General features: G+C 45.3%; 22 protein-coding genes. 13 read left to right on the top strand and 9 right to left on the bottom strand.

What is annotated here, in order from left to right:
- Positions 1 to 31: 31 nt before the first annotated feature.
- The 3 genes from iolG to ACUTVW_RS26565 all read left to right on the top strand — a co-directional run bounded on the left by iolG (position 32) and on the right by ACUTVW_RS26565 (position 3,069).
- Positions 32 to 1,081, top strand: coding sequence for an inositol 2-dehydrogenase (gene iolG, locus ACUTVW_RS26575; protein ID WP_445648475.1), 1,050 nt, complete (start codon positions 32 to 34; stop codon positions 1,079 to 1,081).
- A 40-nt stretch (positions 1,082 to 1,121) separates the two neighbouring features.
- Entirely contained in the window at positions 1,122 to 1,928 is an 807-nt protein-coding gene (gene iolB, locus ACUTVW_RS26570) for a 5-deoxy-glucuronate isomerase (RefSeq protein WP_445648474.1), read from the top strand.
- Positions 1,929 to 2,043: 115 nt separating this feature from the next.
- Positions 2,044 to 3,069 (top strand): LacI family DNA-binding transcriptional regulator, encoded by a 1,026-nt coding sequence (locus tag ACUTVW_RS26565; protein ID WP_445648473.1) that lies wholly within the window; start codon positions 2,044 to 2,046, stop codon positions 3,067 to 3,069.
- Positions 3,070 to 3,276: 207 nt separating this feature from the next.
- On the opposite strand, the gene ACUTVW_RS26560 is transcribed toward ACUTVW_RS26565, so the two are convergent.
- The 4 genes from ACUTVW_RS26560 to ACUTVW_RS26545 all read right to left on the bottom strand — a co-directional run bounded on the left by ACUTVW_RS26560 (position 3,277) and on the right by ACUTVW_RS26545 (position 7,586).
- Positions 3,277 to 5,256: a methyl-accepting chemotaxis protein gene (locus tag ACUTVW_RS26560; protein WP_445648472.1), complete on the bottom strand. Its 1,980-nt coding sequence runs from the start codon at positions 5,254 to 5,256 to the stop codon at positions 3,277 to 3,279.
- 394 nt (positions 5,257 to 5,650) lie between these two features.
- A complete protein-coding gene (locus tag ACUTVW_RS26555; RefSeq protein ID WP_445648471.1) occupies positions 5,651 to 6,010 on the bottom strand; it encodes a hypothetical protein in 360 nt (119 codons plus the stop codon).
- A gap of 265 nt (positions 6,011 to 6,275) precedes the next feature.
- Positions 6,276 to 7,076, bottom strand: coding sequence for a DUF4261 domain-containing protein (locus tag ACUTVW_RS26550; RefSeq protein WP_445648470.1), 801 nt, complete (start codon positions 7,074 to 7,076; stop codon positions 6,276 to 6,278).
- Positions 7,077 to 7,187: 111 nt separating this feature from the next.
- Positions 7,188 to 7,586 carry a DUF1304 domain-containing protein gene (locus tag ACUTVW_RS26545; protein WP_434756732.1) on the bottom strand — a complete coding sequence of 133 codons (399 nt, stop codon included), beginning with the start codon at positions 7,584 to 7,586 and terminating at the stop codon, positions 7,188 to 7,190.
- A 216-nt stretch (positions 7,587 to 7,802) separates the two neighbouring features.
- Here ACUTVW_RS26545 and ACUTVW_RS26540 point away from each other — a divergent pair, with 216 nt between their 5' ends.
- The 3 genes from ACUTVW_RS26540 (at position 7,803) to ACUTVW_RS26530 (ending at position 10,546) form a co-directional block, all read left to right on the top strand.
- The gene (locus ACUTVW_RS26540; RefSeq protein WP_445648469.1) at positions 7,803 to 8,336 is read left to right on the top strand and encodes an MOSC domain-containing protein; all 534 of its coding nucleotides are present in this window, start codon (positions 7,803 to 7,805) and stop codon (positions 8,334 to 8,336) included.
- Positions 8,337 to 8,388: 52 nt separating this feature from the next.
- Positions 8,389 to 8,838 (top strand): SRPBCC family protein, encoded by a 450-nt coding sequence (locus tag ACUTVW_RS26535; RefSeq protein WP_445648468.1) that lies wholly within the window; start codon positions 8,389 to 8,391, stop codon positions 8,836 to 8,838.
- 184 nt (positions 8,839 to 9,022) lie between these two features.
- Positions 9,023 to 10,546 (top strand): methyl-accepting chemotaxis protein, encoded by a 1,524-nt coding sequence (locus ACUTVW_RS26530; RefSeq protein WP_445648467.1) that lies wholly within the window; start codon positions 9,023 to 9,025, stop codon positions 10,544 to 10,546.
- 85 nt (positions 10,547 to 10,631) lie between these two features.
- On the opposite strand, the gene pyk is transcribed toward ACUTVW_RS26530, so the two are convergent.
- A complete protein-coding gene (gene pyk, locus ACUTVW_RS26525) occupies positions 10,632 to 12,047 on the bottom strand; it encodes a pyruvate kinase (RefSeq protein WP_445648466.1) in 1,416 nt (471 codons plus the stop codon).
- Between the two features lie 113 nt (positions 12,048 to 12,160).
- Between pyk and ACUTVW_RS26520 the strand changes: the two genes are divergently transcribed.
- Complete coding sequence (locus ACUTVW_RS26520) at positions 12,161 to 12,940, top strand: helix-turn-helix transcriptional regulator (protein WP_445648465.1); 780 nt, start codon at positions 12,161 to 12,163, stop codon at positions 12,938 to 12,940.
- 250 nt (positions 12,941 to 13,190) lie between these two features.
- Here ACUTVW_RS26520 and ACUTVW_RS26515 read toward each other — a convergent pair whose 3' ends face one another.
- Positions 13,191 to 13,862 carry a phosphatase PAP2 family protein gene (locus tag ACUTVW_RS26515; RefSeq protein ID WP_445648464.1) on the bottom strand — a complete coding sequence of 224 codons (672 nt, stop codon included), beginning with the start codon at positions 13,860 to 13,862 and terminating at the stop codon, positions 13,191 to 13,193.
- 428 nt (positions 13,863 to 14,290) lie between these two features.
- Here ACUTVW_RS26515 and ACUTVW_RS26510 point away from each other — a divergent pair, with 428 nt between their 5' ends.
- The 3 genes from ACUTVW_RS26510 to ACUTVW_RS26500 all read left to right on the top strand — a co-directional run bounded on the left by ACUTVW_RS26510 (position 14,291) and on the right by ACUTVW_RS26500 (position 15,581).
- Complete coding sequence (locus ACUTVW_RS26510; protein ID WP_434748404.1) at positions 14,291 to 14,527, top strand: DUF6953 family protein; 237 nt, start codon at positions 14,291 to 14,293, stop codon at positions 14,525 to 14,527.
- A 438-nt stretch (positions 14,528 to 14,965) separates the two neighbouring features.
- On the top strand, positions 14,966 to 15,166 hold the full coding sequence (locus ACUTVW_RS26505; protein WP_017691122.1) for a cold-shock protein: 201 nt from the start codon (positions 14,966 to 14,968) through the stop codon (positions 15,164 to 15,166).
- Positions 15,167 to 15,353: 187 nt separating this feature from the next.
- Positions 15,354 to 15,581, top strand: a complete 228-nt coding sequence (locus tag ACUTVW_RS26500; RefSeq protein ID WP_434748403.1) for a cold-shock protein — start codon at positions 15,354 to 15,356, stop codon at positions 15,579 to 15,581.
- A gap of 214 nt (positions 15,582 to 15,795) precedes the next feature.
- Here the strand turns inward: ACUTVW_RS26500 and ACUTVW_RS26495 are convergent, their stop codons facing one another.
- Positions 15,796 to 16,155 (bottom strand): hypothetical protein, encoded by a 360-nt coding sequence (locus ACUTVW_RS26495; protein WP_445648463.1) that lies wholly within the window; start codon positions 16,153 to 16,155, stop codon positions 15,796 to 15,798.
- 165 nt (positions 16,156 to 16,320) lie between these two features.
- Between ACUTVW_RS26495 and ACUTVW_RS26490 the strand changes: the two genes are divergently transcribed.
- Positions 16,321 to 17,052 carry a class I SAM-dependent methyltransferase gene (locus tag ACUTVW_RS26490; RefSeq protein ID WP_445648462.1) on the top strand — a complete coding sequence of 244 codons (732 nt, stop codon included), beginning with the start codon at positions 16,321 to 16,323 and terminating at the stop codon, positions 17,050 to 17,052.
- A gap of 106 nt (positions 17,053 to 17,158) precedes the next feature.
- Here ACUTVW_RS26490 and ACUTVW_RS26485 read toward each other — a convergent pair whose 3' ends face one another.
- Positions 17,159 to 17,803, bottom strand: coding sequence for a GntR family transcriptional regulator (locus ACUTVW_RS26485; RefSeq protein WP_445648461.1), 645 nt, complete (start codon positions 17,801 to 17,803; stop codon positions 17,159 to 17,161).
- Between the two features lie 483 nt (positions 17,804 to 18,286).
- On the opposite strand from ACUTVW_RS26485, the gene ACUTVW_RS26480 reads away from it, so the two are divergent.
- Together ACUTVW_RS26480 and rocF are read left to right on the top strand one after the other, a co-directional pair.
- Positions 18,287 to 19,483, top strand: a complete 1,197-nt coding sequence (locus tag ACUTVW_RS26480; RefSeq protein WP_445648460.1) for an ornithine--oxo-acid transaminase — start codon at positions 18,287 to 18,289, stop codon at positions 19,481 to 19,483.
- A gap of 55 nt (positions 19,484 to 19,538) precedes the next feature.
- A complete protein-coding gene (gene rocF / locus ACUTVW_RS26475) occupies positions 19,539 to 20,519 on the top strand; it encodes an arginase (protein ID WP_445648459.1) in 981 nt (326 codons plus the stop codon).
- Between the two features lie 258 nt (positions 20,520 to 20,777).
- Here rocF and ACUTVW_RS26470 read toward each other — a convergent pair.
- Positions 20,778 to 20,974, bottom strand: a 197-nt coding sequence (locus ACUTVW_RS26470; RefSeq protein WP_445648458.1) for a hypothetical protein, incomplete at its 5' end; no start/stop codon positions are given.

The raw sequence follows: 20,974 nt of genomic DNA, 5'->3' as shown, positions 1-20,974 counted from the left end.
CCATAGGGATGCAAATAGGGAGGATAACGGAATGGGCAAGGACAAAGTAAGAATTGGCATCATCGGTGCTGGACGTATCGGCAAAATCCATGCAGACAACCTGCTGCGTAACCCGCATGCCGAGATTGTGGCGATCAGTGATTTGTTTGCAGGGCCTGAGCTGGAGGCTTGGGCTTCCGAACGAGGTATCTCTGTTGTCACCAAGGACAGCAGTGAGCTGATTGCAATGCCAAACATAGATGCAGTATTAATCTGTTCTTCAACAGATACGCATGTACCTTTGATCAAGCAAGCGGCACAAGCGGGGATACACATTTTCTGTGAGAAGCCGGTGAGTATGGACTTGTCCCAGACCGAAGCGGCTGTAGCGGCTGTAGCAAAGGCTGGCGTGAAGCTTCAGATCGGATTTAATCGCCGCTTTGACCACAATTTCAGAAGAGTACGCTCACATGTGCTGGAAGGTACCATTGGTGATCCACATATTCTCAAGATAACTTCCCGTGACCCAAGCCCACCTCCTGCGGAATATATCCGGGTGTCCGGCGGAATCTTCATGGATATGATGATTCATGATTTCGATATGGCCCGTTTCCTGTCCGGAAGTGAAGTAGAGGAAGTTTACGCCAAAGGTAAGGTGCTCATTAACCCGGTATTCGCAGAACATGGTGATGTGGATACAGCCATCGTTACGTTAACATTTGCCAATGGAGCAATTGGGGTTATAGATAACAGCCGTCAGGCCGTGTACGGATATGATCAACGTGTGGAAGTATTCGGTTCCTTGGGCAGCGCTTCGGCGGATAATGATCATCCGAATACAGCGGAGATCAGCACAGCAGCTGGACTGATGCGCGACAAACCACTGCACTTCTTCCTGGAACGTTACAATGAAGCATATGTGCAGGAGACAGCACTCTTTATTGATGCCATTATTCATGATAAATCGGTTATCGTAGACGGCAACGATGCGGTACAGGCAGAGCGGATCGCTTTGGCAGCCAAGATGTCTATGGAGCAGGGCAGACCTGTGAAGATGACAGAAGTTCCGGGTGCATCGCGTGAGACGCAGCCAGCCAATTAAGTAAAAGTCATAGACAAATACGGAAGGAGTGGATGGCAACATGTCAGAACTTATCGTAAAACCTGCCGCAAACCCGAAGGAAGACGGAACAATATTAACCGTGACTCCGGAATCTGCTGGCTGGGAATATGTCGGATTTCAGGTTGCGAAACTAGCAGCAGGAGAGAAGTTAAGCCGGGAGAGCGGTGATCAGGAGCTGTGTGTGGTGCTTCTCAGCGGGCTTGCGAATGTAAGTACTCGGGAGCATACATGGGAGAACATCGGGAAACGCATGAGTGTTTTCGAAAAAATCCCTCCGTACTCCGTCTATGTGTCCACGTCAGATCAGGTGGAAGTTACAGCAATTACCGAGCTGGAGATTGCAATTTGTGTTGCCCCAGGGAAAGGTACGTATGCTTCGCGCCTGATTGCGCCTGAAGACGTAGGAGTGGAAGGCCGCGGTTACGGCAATCTGGAGCGTCATATCCATAACATTTTACCGGAGCAAAAAGAAGCAGACAGCCTGCTGGTCGTCGAAGTGTTCACGCCGGACGGGCACTGGTCGAGTTATCCGCCGCATAAACATGACCGGGATGCACTGCCAGATGAATCACTGCTGGAGGAAACGTATTATTTCCGTGTGCAGCCGGAGCAAGGATTTGCTATACAACGCGTATATACCGATGATCGTTCTGTAGACGAGACGCTTGCGGTGAAGAATGGTGAAGTGGTGCTTGTACCAAATGGATACCATCCGGTAGGAGCTCCTCCGGGATATGAGGTTTATTATCTGAATGTGATGGCTGGACCAACGCGAACGTGGAAGTTCCATAACGACCCTGACCATGAGTGGCTGTTTAAAAAGTAAAAGTCACAAATAATTTTGTCTTCACATTGCGCAAGCAGTATTCCCCCTTCATAATATGAAGAGAATAATCATCTATGTATAATGAATTTATATATAGCACAAATGGGGAAAAACAATGAAAGCAACCATTTACGATATAGCACGCGAGGCGGGGGTATCGATTGCCACCGTCTCGCAGGTAATTAACGGAAAAGGTAAGATCAGTGAGAAGCGCCGTGCCGAGATTATGGAGATCATGGAGCGACTTCACTATCAACCAAGTGCGATTGCTGCTGCGCTGACAGGCAAACAGACGTATACGCTGGGTCTGCTCGTACCGGATATTTCTAATCCGTATTTTGCCGAGCTTGCCCGGGCAGTAGAGGATCGCAGCCGCCAGTTGGGATATAGCGTAGTGATCTGCAGTACGGATAACAAGGACGAGCGGGTAGAGCGATATCTGAATCTGTTGCAGCAAAAAAGAGTCGACGGCATGATGATCGGAACTGGGATCGATAATGCCGAAATTCTGTCACCGCTCTTGCAGCAGTCGATGCCTGTTGCGTTAATTGCCCGCCATATGCCCGCACTGTCGGTGCATACGGTCACAATCGACGATAAGCTTGGCGGTGCATTGGCTGCGCAACATCTGCTTGAACTTGGACATACTCATGTGGCAGTCTTATCCGAGCCGTCCAAAGTTAGCAGCAGTCGGGAACGGGTACGTGGATTCCGTGAAGCTTTGCAGCGAGCAGGGCACGTACTGGAGCTTGATCTGATCCGCGAATCGGCTGCGGACTTGAGTTCTGCCAAACAAGAGGCATTGCGGTTACTCAGTGAACAGAATCATCCTACAGGCCTCTTCTGCTGTAATGACATACAGGCCATTGGTGCAATTCAGGCGGCCAAAGAACGTGGACTGCGTGTTCCTGAGGATGTATCCATTATCGGATTCGACAATACGATTCTCGCTTCCGTAACAAACCCGCCGCTAACTACGATTGCCCAACCGATTGAAGATTTGGGTCGCCAAGCAGTGGATTTGTTGATTGATGAGCTAAAGGATAAACAGACGGCTCCGCAAAAAATTGTACTTAAACCGGAATTGGTGATCCGTGATTCGTCAGGTCAAGCACCAGCAGAGTTGCGTAAAAAGTCATAGCATTTGATATGGCTGGCTTAATGGCATCCTAGCACCTGATCTAAATCTAGCTATGACACATAACGAAACAGTAAACAGAGCTCATTATGCGCCAGATGGTGCATAATGAGCTCTGTTTTCTTTATATCGATAATGCTAATTTCCTGCTTCGATAATCTTGAATCTACATGTCCTTTTGCAGAGGTCAACATCTATCGAAATCCGATATTACACTTTAAACTTTTTCACCTCGTCGGCCAGTGCTTTGGATTGCTCGGCCAGCTCATTTGAGCGCTCGGAGATACTTGTAATGTAATTGAATTGCTCTTGTGTGGAAGAAGCCACTTCTTCTGTGGAAGCAGCGCTTTGCTCCGACATAGCCGCAACGCTGGAGATCACCTCGGCCACTTTGCCGGCATTGTCGTCCAGTTCGGTCGTTGCAGAGGAGACTTGTTTCAACTGAGTTTCAATGCCCTCAATCGATTGCTGAATGCGTAAGAAGGATTCACGCATGTTGTACACCGCAGCAACCTGTTGCTCGATACCCTGTTCAGCAGTGCGTACTTCGTTAACACTCATGCCGCTGGCTGTCTGAATTTCATTCAGCAGTATGATAATGTCGTTGGCGGAGTCAGCAGATTGCTCGGCCAGCTTGCGGACTTCTTCTGCTACAACAGCGAAGCCGCGTCCGTGTTCACCCGCTCTGGCAGCTTCAATCGAGGCGTTTAAAGCCAGCAGATTGGTTTGAGAGGCAATGCCTTGAATCATAGCAACGATGCCCTCAATCTTCTGAGACTTGTCGGCAAGCAGTGTAATCGACTCACCTACCCGGTCAATGGAGTAACGATTGCCGTCTGCCAGTTCAACCTGATGATCCACGGCTTGCAGACCTGCGAGCATCGCTTCACCAGCATCCCGCATCATCTCGACCGATTGTTCGACACTGCGATTAATGCCCCCAACGTTGTCACTCATGGTGGCCAGACGGCCAGATCCATCGTAGACGGATTCAGCTTGTGTGCTGGAGCCTTGAGCCAGCTCATCGGTGGCAATCGAGATCTGTTCAGCAATTCGTTTTGTATTCTCCGTGTGTTCCTGCATCTCTCCTGAAATGCTGTGTACCCGGTCAGCCGAGGTGGTGACTTGGCGTAGCAGTGTCCCGAGTTGATCAGACATCTGATTAAAGGCAATGCCGAGTTCGGCAAATTCGTCTTTGCCCTTCGCGTTAACCCGTCCCGTGAAGTCACCGCCTGACATTTGCATGGAGGTCTGGTGTAGCTGTTTCAACGGTTTGATGAACAGAGTCGCAATCCAGTAAGCTCCAGCCAGCACAGCCAGAAGTGTAGCTCCAATAATTAAAATATAATTATTACGCAACTTATAAAATTCAGCATAGGCCAGCTTCTCTGAAATCACGGAACCGATCACCCAGCCTGTGCTAGGAATCTGGTTATAGAATAACAGGTAATCTTCGCCGTTATATTGAAACGACTTCTCCCCTGAAGGATTGCTCTGCATATCTGCGAGCAGGGGACTTAATTCTGGATTATCCTTGGCAGAGGTGTTCAACATTTTATCCTCTGGATGGGCGAGAATCATCCCATTTTTGTCTATCAAAAAGGAGTACCCGAGTCCGTTTAGATTAATTTTATTAACTGTATCCTTTAAGGTGGAGAGCAATAAAACGCCTGAGACGACTCCTTCTAGGCTCCCTTGTTTATTATGAACAGGCATAGCCATGGAAATAGCGTATTTTTTAGTCATCATATCCTGATAAGGGTCAGAGAATATTAAGGTAGATGCTTGTTTGGCCTGTTCATACCATGGGCGTTCACGTGGATCGTAACCTGCATCCGGTGACCAATCTGATCCGTTCATGAAGCTGCCATCTTTCTCTGAGCCAAAGTATAGATCGGATAGATAGTCCTTATTATCGCCCATGTTCATTATTTTAAAATAATCCTCTGTAAGCGTGCCTTCAGGCACAGCTTGTTCGATTACAAAGCCTAAGGTTTCCACGACCTTGGCATTGCTCGCAATCCACCCCTCTAACTGGTTAGTCGCTGAATTCATTAACCCATGAAGTAGAGATTTGACGTTACGGGTAGCCTGATTTTCTGTTTGATACAAACCAAGAAGGGCAAGAGGCAGTGCAGTAACTAGCACAGAGGCCATAAACATTACCATTAATTTAGGTTTGAGCTTCATATTATTCCTCCTAGTATGTTAATTCTCTGTTGAATGAAACTCATGTGATGTTACAGAATCCCTTCTATTCTCTGTAGTTGCTTTACCCCATGAAAAGTTGGATAGATCCATACCCTATCTGTTAAAAAACCACAAGCGAAATAACGATTATGATGGTGTGGATTACAGCTCTGGTATATGAAGTATATCGTCATTATTAAATTAAAATGTATAGCTTTCCGCGAGATCTTGTCTATTTATACTTCTTGCTTGAGAACGCTTTCTTTGGACATTCAGAATTAAAATGAGGTATTATCCAGTAAACCGCACTTTATAAGCTGCTTAATAAACGAGAAAAATGATAAGGGTACTTTCCAAAAGAAAGCACCCTTTTTAAACATATCATATTGCACTCTTATTTCAATAAAAAGGCCAATGCTTCATCATACGTTTCCCATTGAAATTCCGTCTGGTGCTCTGATTCTTTGGAGATCCGATTGAGCTGCATTTTGGCGATTGCTCCACCGACAGCTACGCTAGCTCGCTTCATGCCCATGTCCTTCAGTCGTTTTTGATGATCCACAATCTTCTCCTTGGTGTCCTGCGGGAAAGCTTTCATATGCGTCATATCAACCAGTACATCAAATGAGTTACCCAGTTGCGAAGCGATTTTTTCCATCTCCGCGTTGACTTGGTCGACCTGTTCTGGTGAGACGATCCCTTCCCAGACGATCTCAATAATCGGTTTTGTTGAATCCAAACGTCTGACAGACATAAAAGCAACTCCTCATTCATTATTTTATGTAGTTTATAAGTCTATTAGCCTATTAATTATACTGTTTTATGCTATAAATGAACATGGATTTCACATGATTGTAGTTCTTATGGACTATACACCCTATTGGAGTAAAATTCAGGGAAATGGAGGGATTTGAACCTGATAAATCCCGCACTTTAATAGACAAAAGCCGCCCGAAATTAGATTTCGAACGGCCGTAATAAGGAATAATATACTTGGATATCAGAGAGCACCAAGAAGATTATAAGCTAATTTTCAGGCTTTCCCCTTCCGTCGCAATTCCCCTGGAACGAGTAATCTTTAGTTTCTGCTCTGCGGTGAATCCGAGAGTCTCCCCATCATGCAGGGTAACATCATTTTCGACTACATAGGTTGTGGTCATAAACATCATCTCAAAGACATCACTTAGGGGCTTAGATGATCCAATAATCTCCATCTCATCTTTGCCGAAGTTACGTAGACCGTATGTGTATGCTGAAGCACCTTCGTTACTTTGGTACAGGCCGATGAACACCCAGAGAGAAACGGGTAACTCGTCCTCTTTCAGTCCACGGCTTACCTCCACATACTTACCTGCTTCAACGACTAGTGGTGCCATGTAGATTGCCAGGGCATGATCCAGCTGTAGTAAGGCTGAGGCCGTTCGGGTAAAAAGGGCATGTCCCAGGGTAGCATCTGTTGCATTCAGAACAGATACAATGATCTGAGACTTGTGCCGTGAAGTCACCTGTTCAGCTTCAGGCCAGAGGATGTTTAACTTTGCATTCTCCTCAACCTCATGATTGGGTACGGGAGCAGCAATGTGAGCACAGACGACCTGCATTCCATCTACTTCAAAGAAGAGATTTCCTTCCTCAGCTTGTTCGTCAATCGCAATGTCCCATTCCGTTTTCATATGTTGGATGAACAGGCTAAAATCACAGTCTTCCCGTTCCAGTAGTACAAATCCGACAATGGTTTGACTCTGATCTGCCTGCGGGGCAGCATCGTTTAATGGTGTCTTTTCCTTTTTACGCCGACGCAGCTTGTCAAACAGTCCCATGACATGTTCCCCTTTCTGCTCCAAGTTCTTTCTGGTGATATATATGCTTTATACTCCATACCTTACCATATTCGAGGGCTGGAGTCGCAGATTGCACCAGTTATCCGGAAGTTAGAGGAACAACACAAGCAGCAATGCTATGATTGCTGGCAATCCCTGTTTGAAAATAATGGAGCGTGAAGAAGTTGCACCGCCATAAAGAGCGGCAATAATCACACAGGCCAGGAAGAAAATCTGAATATGAAGTCCGACACTGGAATCCGGGTATAGAAGCCCCCAGATCAGACCAGCAGCAAGAAAACCATTATACAGACCTTGGTTCGCTGCAAGAGCCTTGGTAGAGCTGGCAAACTCCGGAGTGGTGCCAAATGTTTTCATCGTACGTGGACGCGTCCACATAAACATTTCCATAATCATAATATAGAAGTGTTCAACAGCTACAAGAGCAACAAAAATAGTACCGATCAAAAGAAACACCCTGCTTTCTATTATGTAATGAACTTCTAACATTCCTGATATATAGATTATCACAAATAAAGAAAAGTTCAAATTAATTTTTCGCAATTAAATTGTGTGTTATGCATTTGAGTTGCATTAGCGATATTTTACGGATCTCATAGAATGGGTAAGATATACCTAACAGCATCCGCCGATTGTCATCGATTCATACACAGGATAATGATGATTATGGAAAAGGGGACTTATTCGGAAAGGGAGGGAGATACCATGGGAACAGTTCAATTTGTTCTGCTAGCTGACGATCCATCCACATTTGTGACAAGGGTGGTGCCTTTCATTGATATTGAACTCGCTGGAATTCCGGGAGATCGGCATTATGGTTTGTTAAGACCGGCAGATTCCCGTCAGAAAATCTACAAACGAGGCATACCGATTGCAAATCGCCGGCAGATCAGTATCGTATCAGAGGAAGAGTGTGCATTAATTGCCCAGAAGATGAACATTCCCGAAGTCCGCCCCGAGTGGCTCGGTGCGAATATCCTGGTTCGCGGCATAGAGCATTTGACTGAACTGCCCGCAGCAACAAGGCTTCTGTTTCCTGACGGGACAGGTTTGATCTGTGAAGGAGAGAACTTGCCCTGTGTGCATCCGGGAAAAGTCATTGAACAGGTCTACGGACAGGAGGGGTTGCGCAAAAGATTTGTGCCTGCGGCCCGAAAAAAGCGCGGTATTGTCTGTTCGGTTGAACGTGAGGGTGTCATCCACACAGGAGACACCATTGAAGTCATACGTCTGCCTTAGATACAAATGTGAAAGAATAACTGCACTTTAAATGTAGCAAGGGAGTGAGCTTATGGATTTAAAATATGAGTTTTATATCAATGCAGAGCGAGAAACGGTGTGGAATGCACTGATTTCCCCGGACGGTACGCGCAGCAGTTTCTTCGGTAGCGAACTTCGCTCGAACTTTCAGCCTGGACAGCCTTTTGCTTATGTTGGACCAGGTAATGATGGTCAGGAAACAGTCCATGTATATGGTCAGATTTTGGAATTTGAACCGCTGTCCAGACTTAGCTATCGGGAACATCCAGGCCCCTCGTATCATTCCAACCATGCCGAGCTTCAATCGAGAGTGCTTTTTCAGTTAGAAACCATGGGGGAGTGTACCAAGCTAACGCTAATTAATGATCAGTTTACGGAAAACCATCCTTCCTTCTCCAATGCGCAGAATAGCTGGTGGATGATTCTAAGCAGCATCAAGACATGGGCAGAGACGGGGGAAACGCTAGATTTCGGGTGGTAACCGAAGGGATAGTTTACGCGTATCGAAATGTTGAAAAATTGTTGAAGTCATCTAACAACGTGAATCTTCTCCCAATGGGCGAAGATTTGCGTTTTTTTTTACAATAGAGACTTTAGACCTACACTTCTTGTCTTTTTATGTCGAAGTATATATAAAGACACCTAACATAAGAGGGGATAATACGATGTTTCTTAAACGTAGTGAAGTAAGTAAATCAAATCGTGTGGATTCCCATGAGCAATTGCTGAGTTACAGTCGCCAGTTACTTGAGAACGCTCAGAAGGGCCAGTTCTGGATTGGGACAGACGCCGATGCACAAGGAAATAATGAAATTCTGGAGAATATCCAGAAAGCCGTACAACTGATGCAATCACAGCATGAGGTTGCGCAGATGCGTCTTACCCTGTTGAATCAGGCGCTTCATGCGGGGATATGGGAGTCGAAGATCGTTGCAGGTAATCCGCTGGATAACAATAACGTCGTTTCATTCTCCGAAGAGTTCCGACAGATGCTGGGTTACAATAATTCGAAGGACTTTCCTAATGAGTTCGCGAGTTGGGCTAAATCCGTACATCCTGAGGACAGACCGCAGCTAGTTCAGGGGATTACGAGTCATGTGAATGATCCGAGTGATCGAGCAGGATATAACATTGTAGGGCGTATGCTTTTGAAAAATGGAGAAGCACGTTGGTTCAGATGTCTTGGACGACTTGTGAGAAATGATGCAGGTGCTCCAGTTAAACTAATTGGAGTTATGTTTGATATCCATGATGAGAAGAGCAAGTCCGATGAATTGGAGGCGCTTGTCACCCGTTATGATCTGGTCAACCGTGCACTCGTGGAGGCGCCGTGGGATATGACAGTGGTTGCTGGAGATGTGGTGAATCCAAACAATGAATTCTGGTGGTCCCCACAATTCCGCAGAGAGCTGGGATTCAAGAATGAAGAAGACTTCCCGAACGTATTCAGCAGTTGGAGCAGTCGTCTTCACCCCGAAGACCATGATCGAGTAGTCAATGATTTTGCCAAACATATGAATGACTATAGTGGAAGAACACCGTATGATCTCGACTACCGTTTGCAACGGAAAGACGGGGAGTATCGTTGGTATCATGCCGGAGGTGAAACCATTCGTGATGAGAACGGCGTGCCGCTTCGTGTTGCTGGAACGATTCGGGATGTGACTCACCAGAAGAATAAAGAAGAGATTGTTAGAGCGATGAATTTGAAAACAAAACAGTTGTCCGAGTCCATTGAAGAGATGGTGCGCGGCATTAACTCGATTACGGATCAGGCACAGGAGCTGGTCAACGCTCAGGAGTTATCTGCTGATGCAGCAACGCAGGTCCGGGATAGTGTGGATGATACGAAGAGTATTACAGCATTTATTCGGGAGATTGCCGGCCAGACGAATCTGCTTGGTTTGAATGCAGCCATCGAAGCTGCACGTGCAGGTGAACTGGGCTTGGGCTTCGGCGTTGTAGCTGGAGAAGTGCGGAAACTGGCCGATCATAGTTCGGAGGCAACCGTCAACATTGAAGATAGCATGCAGAAAATGAAAACGTTGATTGATCACATTTTGCAGCATATCGGCAACATGTCCACACTGACTCAGAATCAGGCAGCTCTGACGCAGCAGGTCAACGCTTCAATGGATGAGATCAACAACATGTCGCAGGATCTGGTTAACTATTCACGTAACTTGTAGAACATCAAAAAATCCACCGGATTTCATATCCCGGTGGATTTTTGATTTTCATATCTTTTTCAGAGCGCTCTGCTACGATCCGTAATTATACTTGCAGTACCTTGATCAGGTTTGTGTTACCGGATTGACCGATTGGAACACCAGCGGACAATACGAGGATGTCTCCTTTTTCAACATAACCTGTCTTGATGGCGTTACGCGTAGCGGATTCGAACATTTCGTCTGTTGTTGTCACTTTGTCGCCCATAACCGGAACGACACCGGAGAGCAGACAGATTTTAGCCAGCACTTCTTCGTGTTGAGTAACTGCAATGATCGGTGCTGTTGGACGATACTTGGAGATCATACGAGCCGTGAATCCACTCTCTGTGGATGTGATGATCGCTTTGGCATTCAAGACGAGTGATGAACTTACTGCGCCTTGACTGATAACTTCGGTAATGTCAGCCACTTGTTGTGCGGATTTTTGGTTGAACTGCTCTTTATAATCGATCATCGTTTCTGCGCGGCGTGCAACAGCAGCCATCGTGCGCACGGATTGGATCGGATATTTACCGGCAGCAGATTCACCAGACAACATCACTACGTCTGCGCCTTGAAGCACAGCATTTGCTACGTCACTTACCTCGGAACGTGTTGGACGAGGGTTTACTTGCATGGATTCAAGCATATGCGTGGCAACGATAACCGGTTTGCCGGCTTTGTTACATTTATCGATCATTTCTTTCTGCATCATCGGTACATCTTCAATGGGAACTTCCACCCCGAGATCACCACGAGCTACCATAATGCCGTCGGATGCTTCGATGATATCATCAAGGTTTGTCATGCCTTCCTGGTTCTCGATTTTGGAGATGATTTGTACATGCTCCTGACCACGTTCTTTCAAAATGCTGCGGATCTCACGAATGTCATCACCTTTACGAACAAAGGAAGCCGCGATAATTTCGATATTGTTCTCGATTCCGAATCCAATATGCATAACGTCACGCTCGGTTACGCCTGGCAGTGTCGTTTTGATTCCAGGCAGGTTTACGCCTTTGCGTGGTTTAAGGATACCGCCGCTAATGATTTTGCAGTGAATCTCGGAACCTTCAACAGACAACACCGTCAGATCAACCAAGCCGTCGTCAATCAGAATGCGATCTCCCGGTGTAACAACCAGATTCAATTCAGGGTAGTTTACGGAGATACGCTCTACGTCGCCAAGAATATCCTCAGTGGTCAACGTAAGTTCTTTACCTGCCTGAAGATGAACCGAAGCCTCTTGTAGTTTACCAATCCGTACTTCCGGTCCTTTGATGTCCATCATGATTGGGATATATTTGTTCAGTTCAGCAGCAGCTGTGCGGATATTGTTGATCCGTCCCACGTGATCTTCAAGCTCACCGTGAGCCATATTCAGACGGGCAACGGTCATCCCTTCCTGAATCATTACTTTCAACGTTTCGATTGAGTCACAAGCAGGTCCCATAGTACAGATAATTTTTGTTTTCAACATGCTAATATCCTCCTCATATTTAGTTCTTATGTGTACATTGTAGCGTTTCCTGTCGAATCAAGATATGAACTATAGTACAATGATTAGAATATAGTCCGATAACGAGGTGTGATATGGTTACTCCACTTGAAGTACATCATGTGAATGGCGTGGGTTGGTACGAAGAAGCCGCGCAACCACAAGGAATTTGGCGTCTTAGCTTGGTTACTTATGGAAAATGTGTATATTGGGTGAACGGAGATAAACAGATCATGGAAAAGGGTGAATTGCTGCTTATTCCTGGTGGAATACCCTATTACGGAAAAAGTATTCCTACGGTTACACACACCCAAATTGTTGTTTTATTGAAGCAAAACGAGATGGAAGAGCTACCTGCAATCAAACGGTGTGAACCATTGAGGCATAAACCGGGCTGTTACGAACTGATTCATCAGCGAATGAAGGCAATCCAGCAACAATGGGAAGAACGTCCTTCTTATTATGTCATGATGAGCCAAGCGTTATTGATGGAAGTACTAATTTATATTAACCGGGAACTCGATCGAGGTATCATTCCACCAGAGAGGCATCGTTACGTGGAACGGATGAAAAGATACATTGAGCAGCATTATCGGGAGAAAGTGACAAAGGAAGATCTTGGGGATGAGATCGGAAAATCTCCCAACTATGCAGCCTCCCTGTTCAAAAGTGTAACCAATCAGACGATTAGCGAATACGTTCATGATCAACGGATGAAAAGAGCACTGTACCTGCTCACCGAGTCGCAGCTCTCCATTCAGGAAATTGCCGAATTCCTCGGTTACCGGGACTTGTCTTATTTTTACCGCATATTCAAACGACTCATGGGTAGTCCACCATCCGATCTGCTGCACGAGCGTCCACCGATAGTCTAGGGCGTGTCTTAAAACTCGCTGCAGTGTATCTTTTACCGTCTTTTCGTCTCCTGCTGCGTCACTTTCCCTTAACGTGCCACGGCACGCCAGCGGAAAAATTCCTCGATTGGAACAAAAATCCGGAAAAATCTGCTTCCTTCGGACTTTTTTTATGAATACAAAATGAAAGAGGGCCTCTGAGCCCTCTTTCATTTTGGTTGCATGTGTAATGTTCCGTGCTATCATTGTGAATCGCTTTTCGTGAACCATGTTATGCATTTCGGCTTGGTTGTGTGGCTCTAAGCGGCTGCTTGCTGCTCTTCCGAGCCTGCCCCAGACGCTTGGCAAAGACATGGACTGTCCAGTAGGCTACTTCAGCAAATGCAATGCCGCCAACGACATCCAGCAGGGAATGCTGTTTAACGAACACAGTTGAAGCAATAATCAGCCATAACCAGACGGAGCCAAAGATCCGCACTGCAGGCTTGACGTTCAGATGTCTGTTGAGAATGATGAACAACATATAGCTTGTAAGACAGTGTACGCTTGGGAAACAATTCACAGGCGCATCATTGGAATAGATGAATTGCACAAGTAGACTACTTAGATCTGTCCCACTCACTTCCGGGCGAGGTACATACGAAGGGAACACCACAAAACAAACATTGGCTGCCATCACCCCTACGTTATAAATGATCAATGTGCGCCAAAACAGCGACTTGTTCGTTAGACCCAGATATAGAAAGCTCAAATATAGAATAGGCATCCAGCTGACATATGGAATAATAAATTCTTTAATGAAAGGAATCTGTGTATCAATCCAGGCATAGTTGTAAAATACATCATCTCCCGCTTGGCTGCCCAGGAACATATAAATCGAGCCTTGAAGCGGTATACATAGAATGGCCAGCAGATGTCCCCAGCGTCGAAAGAATGCTTTCATAAAATCCTCCCTGATTTAATAAGCTATATAGAAATCAATTCACAATTCTCCAAGTCTTATAGTCATTTGACGCTAGAAAGATGAAGCGCCCCTGCATCCAAAAACTTAAGTATTACTATAATGGACAGGCAGAGGGGAAAGCCATACCTGATTTTAGGGTAAAAAACAATTCGATAAGTCTCTTTTTTGTTACTTTTTATGTTTTTATCCAAATGGAGAAGTGGATCATGCAAAGTATTATATTATGATCGCCGTGGATTGGGTACACTTGCCTTGTGAGATTTTGAAAGGCTGGTCTGCATCCCATGTTCTAATATTCATACCGGTTTGTTTACCCTCTATCCCGCTTGCGTGGTATACTTCAGAGAGGTGCAAGACAGGGAAGTGAGGTCTGACCACCGTGTAACGAAAGAACGGCAGGTGAAATAATGGAAAAGACAGCACAGGAAGTGGCTGAATGGATGGTTGGTGAGATTAAGTTTACGGGCACGCTTCGTCAGGAGGCAGCCATAGAATATGTAAGAACTCATTTTGGAGAGCAGTTCGTTTTTGTTAACGAAAATGGCAATGCTTCCTTGTCCAAAGAGGTGAAAAAAGCATTTCGCAAGCTGCATGGCGGGCGAGTTGCTTGGGACCGTGATGCGTTTATTTGGGCATGGACCTAGATGGAATGGTAGCTTGCTAGCTTGGCTTTTTGTGAATTTTAAATTAGTATAGACGCAGTCGTGGCTTGAACATGTTGGATATGCACGGACAGAACTTTTTCGCAAATCATGTATAAGTTGGATTGGAACTGCATATCCTTTCATAAGACCGCACACAGAAGATCGCTTTGAGGGAACAAAACGGATCGTTTTGTTCAGGGAGTTCAATAAACATGTATTTCCAAAGCTGTTTGAAAAGAAAATACAATGATTTGCTTTTTGAACGGATTAGAGGTATACTAAGAATCAAGTTGTACGGAGTTGAAAACCTAATTCATATATTGTAAAGGGCGATCACTTATAGTTTATGACTGGTACCTTTTTCAATGTGTGAATTTTTATTTGCTTGCTGCAAAGAACAAAGGAACATGTTAATCTTTATTTGGAGGTGTAATTCACATGCAAAACGGAACAGTAAAATGGTTCAACGCTGATAAAGGCTTCGGTTTCATCGAAGTTGAAGGCGGAGAAGATGTATTCGTACACTTCAGCGCTATTACAGGCGATGGCTTCAAAACGCTGGACGAAGGTCAACGCGTGCAATTTAAAATTGTACAAGGAAACCGTGGTCCTCAAGCAGAAGAAGTTGTAAAACTGTAATTAAAGCATAGCTGCCTTTAACATGTCATAATGGTAAAGGCAGCTTCTTTTTTTTGATTAAATAGATGAAAACTGGCCCAAAAGTTGTCGAGGCAGAAGTCTGATGGATGTTATACTTCCGCTAAGTAGTGGCTTCTGTGCAATAACGTCGGTAAGATGTTTTTCCATAACAAAGGGGGTAGAAGTCATGTATAATCGCAAAAAACCGTTGGAAGAGATTCCACAAGCAGATGCAGCAATCTGGGAATGTACGAGTGATACGTGCAAAGGATGGATGCGGGACAATTTTGCGTTTGATAACGTACCTACTTGTCCAATATGTGCTTCTGAAATGGTTAGTACGACTAGGATGCTGCCATTGCTTGAGAATTCGAATAGTAACCTGAAAACGATGTCTAAAGGAAATCGGATTTAATATAGCTTACCCGCCTCTCACGAGGTGTTTTTTTTTAGATAAATTGCACACCTGGTACAGAGGTACGGGATTAAATATGAAGTTCCTGGCATTCGTTTAAGGCGGATGCCTTTTTTGTTACAAGAAAAGGAACCTCTTCGTGTTCGTATGAGCGAACATGAAGAGGTTTTTTTCGTTTATTAATATAATTGCAACAGCTTTCCGTTATGGAAACCTAGATGAACAGGAACGGAAGAAGGAATAATGTAGCGATCAGGGCAACATCATAACCCGCCCCGTATCCGTAACCACCACCATAACCGCCGTATCCACCACCGTATGGGTAGCCACCATAGGCTGAAGACTTGGCTTTTCTGGCTGATGATAATTTCTTTTTACTGACTCTGCGAAGTTGCTGCTTGGATTGGACAGAACACAGGCGTGGACCTTGAAAGCATTCATTCAGGTATACCTTTCCATCCCGGCAACCTCCAAGCGTGCCATACATATGCTTGCCGTCTTTCATGACAAGACAGACTGGACGTCCCACATGCGGTGATACGTTTTCTTCACATACCGGATGAATTCTGTGCATGCATATCCCCCTCGTAATTGCGGTTTGCCGCCTGAAATCAACGGTTTGTATATCATAGTAGGAATATAGCCAATTGGTATGGACGAGTACCCGGTTATCTTCATAGTCAGGAGCCGTTTTTCGGTTTATTCCATAGACTGGAGGGAGAGGGGAGGAGGGGGAGTCGTGGATTATCATGATTTGCTTGCTCGTTTGGGGGAAGGGAGTGCTCATCCTGGCGGATTCTCGGCAACTCTGCAGCTGCTCGATACGTTATCAATACCGGCAGGGGTTCATATTCTGGAGCTTGGATGTGGTACAGGAAGAACAGCGTGTCATTTGGCTCGGCATGGCTGCCGCGTAACGGCAGTTGATCTTCACCGTCACATGTTGGATAAAGCGGTAAGGCGTGCTCGTAAAGAGCGGGTTGATGTGCGTTTTATTCAAGCTGATGCTACCGCACTACCTTTACCAGATAACCATGTAGATGTGGTATTTATCGAATCAGTTACGATCTTTACACCGTGGCGTCAGGCACTGTCCGAGTATGCGAGAGTACTGAAACCTGGAGGGCTGCTTGTAGATCGCGAAATGGTTCTGTCGGGAAGAAAAACGGATCTGATGAGCCGGAGACTGAAACGATTTTATGGGATACGAACACTCGCCACTGTATCGGCCTGGAAGAAACGACTGAGGGGATGCGGATTTTCTAACGTTGAAGTTAAGGAGCACTCACGTACAATGGGGAAGTGGGGTGTCGATCATGACCCTTTGCGTGAGATGGATATGAACTGGCTGGAGGATAAAAATGTACAGAGGATGAGTCGCACCAATGACCGGTTGCTTCTGAAATACGGCAAAAGGCTGGGATACGCTGTATTCACGGCGAGAGTTCCTTCTGAAGCTAAGCTTAAATAAAAAAAGGAAACTCACATTCATTATGATGTGAGTTGCCTTTTTTGGTATAGGTATGGTGCCAGAGAGAGATGCACCAAGTAAATCTATGTTCAACAAAGATGACATATTACAGCATGTCGTTATCAATGATGCGCCAGTGATGTTTGAGAAGTGCTTCGAGCTGTGGTTGGTCCTTGGCACGAAACGCATTTAAAATCTGCCGGTGCTCTTCATTGACTTCGTGCAGTACTTCGGATAATTTTGGCTTGTTATCGCTGACATACGACTGGCGAATAAAGCTGTTCTTCAGTGTGTTTAACATTTCAATAACGGTCGCATTGCCGCAGCGTTGAATGTACAGGTTGTGAAACAAATACTGATGTTTGCTGTACGCAGCAAGATCAAGCTGGTTGATGTCTTCATCCATGTGGTTGACCAGGGCTTCCATTTCTATAAGTTCTGATGGTTTGAGATGATCCACTGCCAGCGTGGCGGCCAGTGCCTCCAGCACACCAATCGCTTGAGAGAATTCGAGTTTTTTGCTTGTGTCAAAAGGAGCAACAATAAATCCCCTGCGTGGAATATATTGCAGTAGATTGTCCGAGGTCAGCTGAAATAAAGCTTCCCGGGTAGGGGTACGGCTGATGTCCAGCTTTTTGCAGATCTCGGCTTCGTTAATCTTCTGGTTGGGAAGAAGTGTCCCGTTTTGGATCTTCTGGGCGATGTAATCATAGACGTGATCTTTCAAGGAACGGTATTTAGGTACCTCCATACCAAGTTCTCCCTTCTATATGTATGGTGATGATAATGGTTATAAAGCTATACAGGACGCCCCGTTCAAGGTGTTTCAAGTTTTTATCATCTTACCATCGAGGGGGGAGTTGGGCAAGCAAGTTTGTTCATGGATTGATGTATGATGTGTGATGAGGTTAAAAACATTTTATGGAATTAAAGTGTAAAAATGTTCTGAAAAGCGTTGTCATACATGTATAGGTTTGCTAGTATTATTGGTGTATCAATGTATATCATAGTATGTATATTGTATACAGATTTAATAGTAATACATTCCGAAATATTTCATATGCTGTGTACGTTTCATTTTCAGAAGATGCTGGTGTTGGTTGTGAAATGTTGGATCAATAGTTTTCAGACTAGGTGATTGCGGAAAAAGTGGAATCAAGTCGTAAACGCAGATCAGCTCGCATACACTGTTACTGTATTTTGTATACAATATTATGCGGAAGGTTGTGAAGGAATGCCGGATACCGAGATGTTCATCCAATGGTCGAAAACGTATGCTGCGCCTAACTATCATCCACTTCCTATTGTCATTGAAAGGGCAGAAGGAGTATGGGTAGAAGATCCTGAAGGCCGCCGGTATATGGATATGTTAAGTGCCTATTCTGCACTGAATCATGGGCACAGACATCCTGTCATTATTCAAGCGTTGAAAGATCAAGCAGATAAAGTCACATTGACATCGCGGGCATTTCACAGCCAATCTGCAGCGATTTTTTATCAAAGACTATCTGTATTTACGGGCAAAACCAAAATATTAGCCATGAACACGGGGGCAGAAGCAGTCGAGACAGCGATAAAAGCTGTGCGAAGATGGGCATATCGTTGCAAAGGAGTACCCGAGAATCAGGCTGAAATCATTGTATGCTCGGGCAACTTTCATGGCAGAACTTTGACGGTTACTTCTTTTTCATCATCTTCTGAATATAAAAAGGACTTCGGGCCGTTCACACCAGGATTTCGAATCATTCCTTACGGTGACCTGGAGGCATTAAAACAAGCCATCACACCGAATACGGCAGGTTTCCTGGTTGAACCGATTCAGGGCGAAGCGGGGATTATTATCCCGCCGGATGGATACTTGGCAGAGGCGTTTGCGCTATGCAGACAGCAGCGAGTCTTGACCATGGCGGATGAGATTCAAACTGGGTTCGGAAGAACGGGACGCCGATTCGCCTCCGATTGGGATCATCTCGAACCGGATATCTGGATTATGGGCAAAGCGCTTGGAGGTGGTGTGATGCCGATTTCGGCAATTGCTGCCGAAGCGGACATCCTGGATCTGTTTGAACCGGGTTCACATGGTTCCACATTTGGGGGTAATCCGCTCGCTTGTGCGGTGGCCGTTGCCGCTCTGGATGTTCTGGAAGGTGAAAAACTTGCGGAGCAGTCAGAGGAGCTGGGGAATTATTTTATGGAACAACTTCGAGATATCAAGAGTACTGCTATTCGGGAAATTCGGGGCAGAGGTTTATTCATCGGAGTTGAGCTCCATGACTCTGCCCGACCTTACTGTGAACGCTTGATGTCTGCTGGTCTGCTTTGCAAGGAAACCCACGAGACAACGATTCGTCTGGCGCCTCCGCTAACCATTAAGAAATCTGAGATTGATTGGGCTATAGAGATCATCAGAGAGGCGCTGTGTGATGTATGAGTCGTAAGGGACTTCATAGATTTAATTCCATATTGACAAAAAGGAGCTGATACCTTTGAAGAATGAGGATATTTTGGCTGCGGGGGAGCGAGGGGTGCATGATTTGTCTTGTCAGCACACCCGCCAGGTAAGGACTCATTACAATGAGATAGCTCTTATCAAGGTTCCTTTTGGATTAGCTGGTGCGAGATATGGAGCCGAGTTGGGTCCGGATGAACTGATCACCGCCGGGTTGAAGCGCGAAATTGCGAGTCTAGGGTTTCTCTTGTCCAAGGAAGTGCGTGTGGATTGCCCTACACAGCCTGCTGTTCCAGCTGGGCGCAAAACAGTAAAGTATCTGAGTGAGGTTCGGCAGGTAAGTGAGTGTGTTTGTCATGAGATATCAGCTGCCTTAGAAGATGGAGCCTTTCCGCTTGTGCTCGGGGGAGACCATAGTGTAGCCATTGGTACTCTGGCAGGATTAACTGCACATTACAGCAATCTAGGTGTAATCTGGTTTGATGCTCATGCAGACTTAAATACGGAAGAACATAGCCTGACAGGTAATATGCATGGAATGAGTGTGGCTGCATTTTTGGGACATTCGGCTTTTAACTTGTCAAAGATCAAAGGTGCAGGTGAGTTTGTTAAACCGTCCAATTTGGTATATGTCGGGCTTCGTGATCTGGATGATTATGAGAAAGAGCAGATAAGAGCTTTGGGTATTCGCGCTTTTACGATGCATGATATTGATCGAATGGGGATGCAGCAAGTCATGGATCAAGCCGTGGATATCGCAGGAGAGGGAACGGACGGTATTCATGTCAGCTTTGATATGGATTGCCTCGATCCTCGTGAAGCACCAGGGGTAGGCACGCCTGTGCCGGGTGGGTTGAGTTATCGGGAAGCGCATTTTGCGATGGAGTGTTTAGCTTCAAGTAATCGAGTGGTATCCATGGAACTGGTTGAGGTAAATCCACTGCTTGATCAGAACCGGCATACGGCGAGACTTGGTGTTGGGTTGATATCATCCTTGTTAGGTAAGTCTATTCTATAGAAGAAAGATAAAAGTTGAGAGGGAAAAAGTAGTATGATCTATAAACTATATAAGCTATGTAATGCAGGGGAGTCACGTTAAAGGTCGAAGATTACGGTAGATCGTATACGTGACTCTTTTGTTGTTTTGATACGTTGAGAGGTGGGGCTTTAAGTAATGTATAGAATGATAATAGCTCTGTAGAGAAGTGGGCTCTTGATGAGAATTATGAAGATTATAAAATAAAGTCTTGCATTGAGATATCATACATGGTATATTCTAATTCCGGCCAAGAAAACACAGTTTACATGGTGCGGCAAGCAATTGAAAACAAGCTTCGAAAGAAACTTGAAAAAAAGCTTGCAAAGTTGGATCGGAAATGATATGATATAAAAGTTGCTGAAACGAAAGAATGACAGTGGCTAAACAAGTTTGATCTTTGAAAACTGAACAACGAGTGAGTAAACATTCTGCTT

It is taken from the genome of Paenibacillus sp. TSA_86.1 (assembly GCF_052691815.1).
This window is presented reverse-complemented; position numbering and strand designations above follow the sequence as displayed.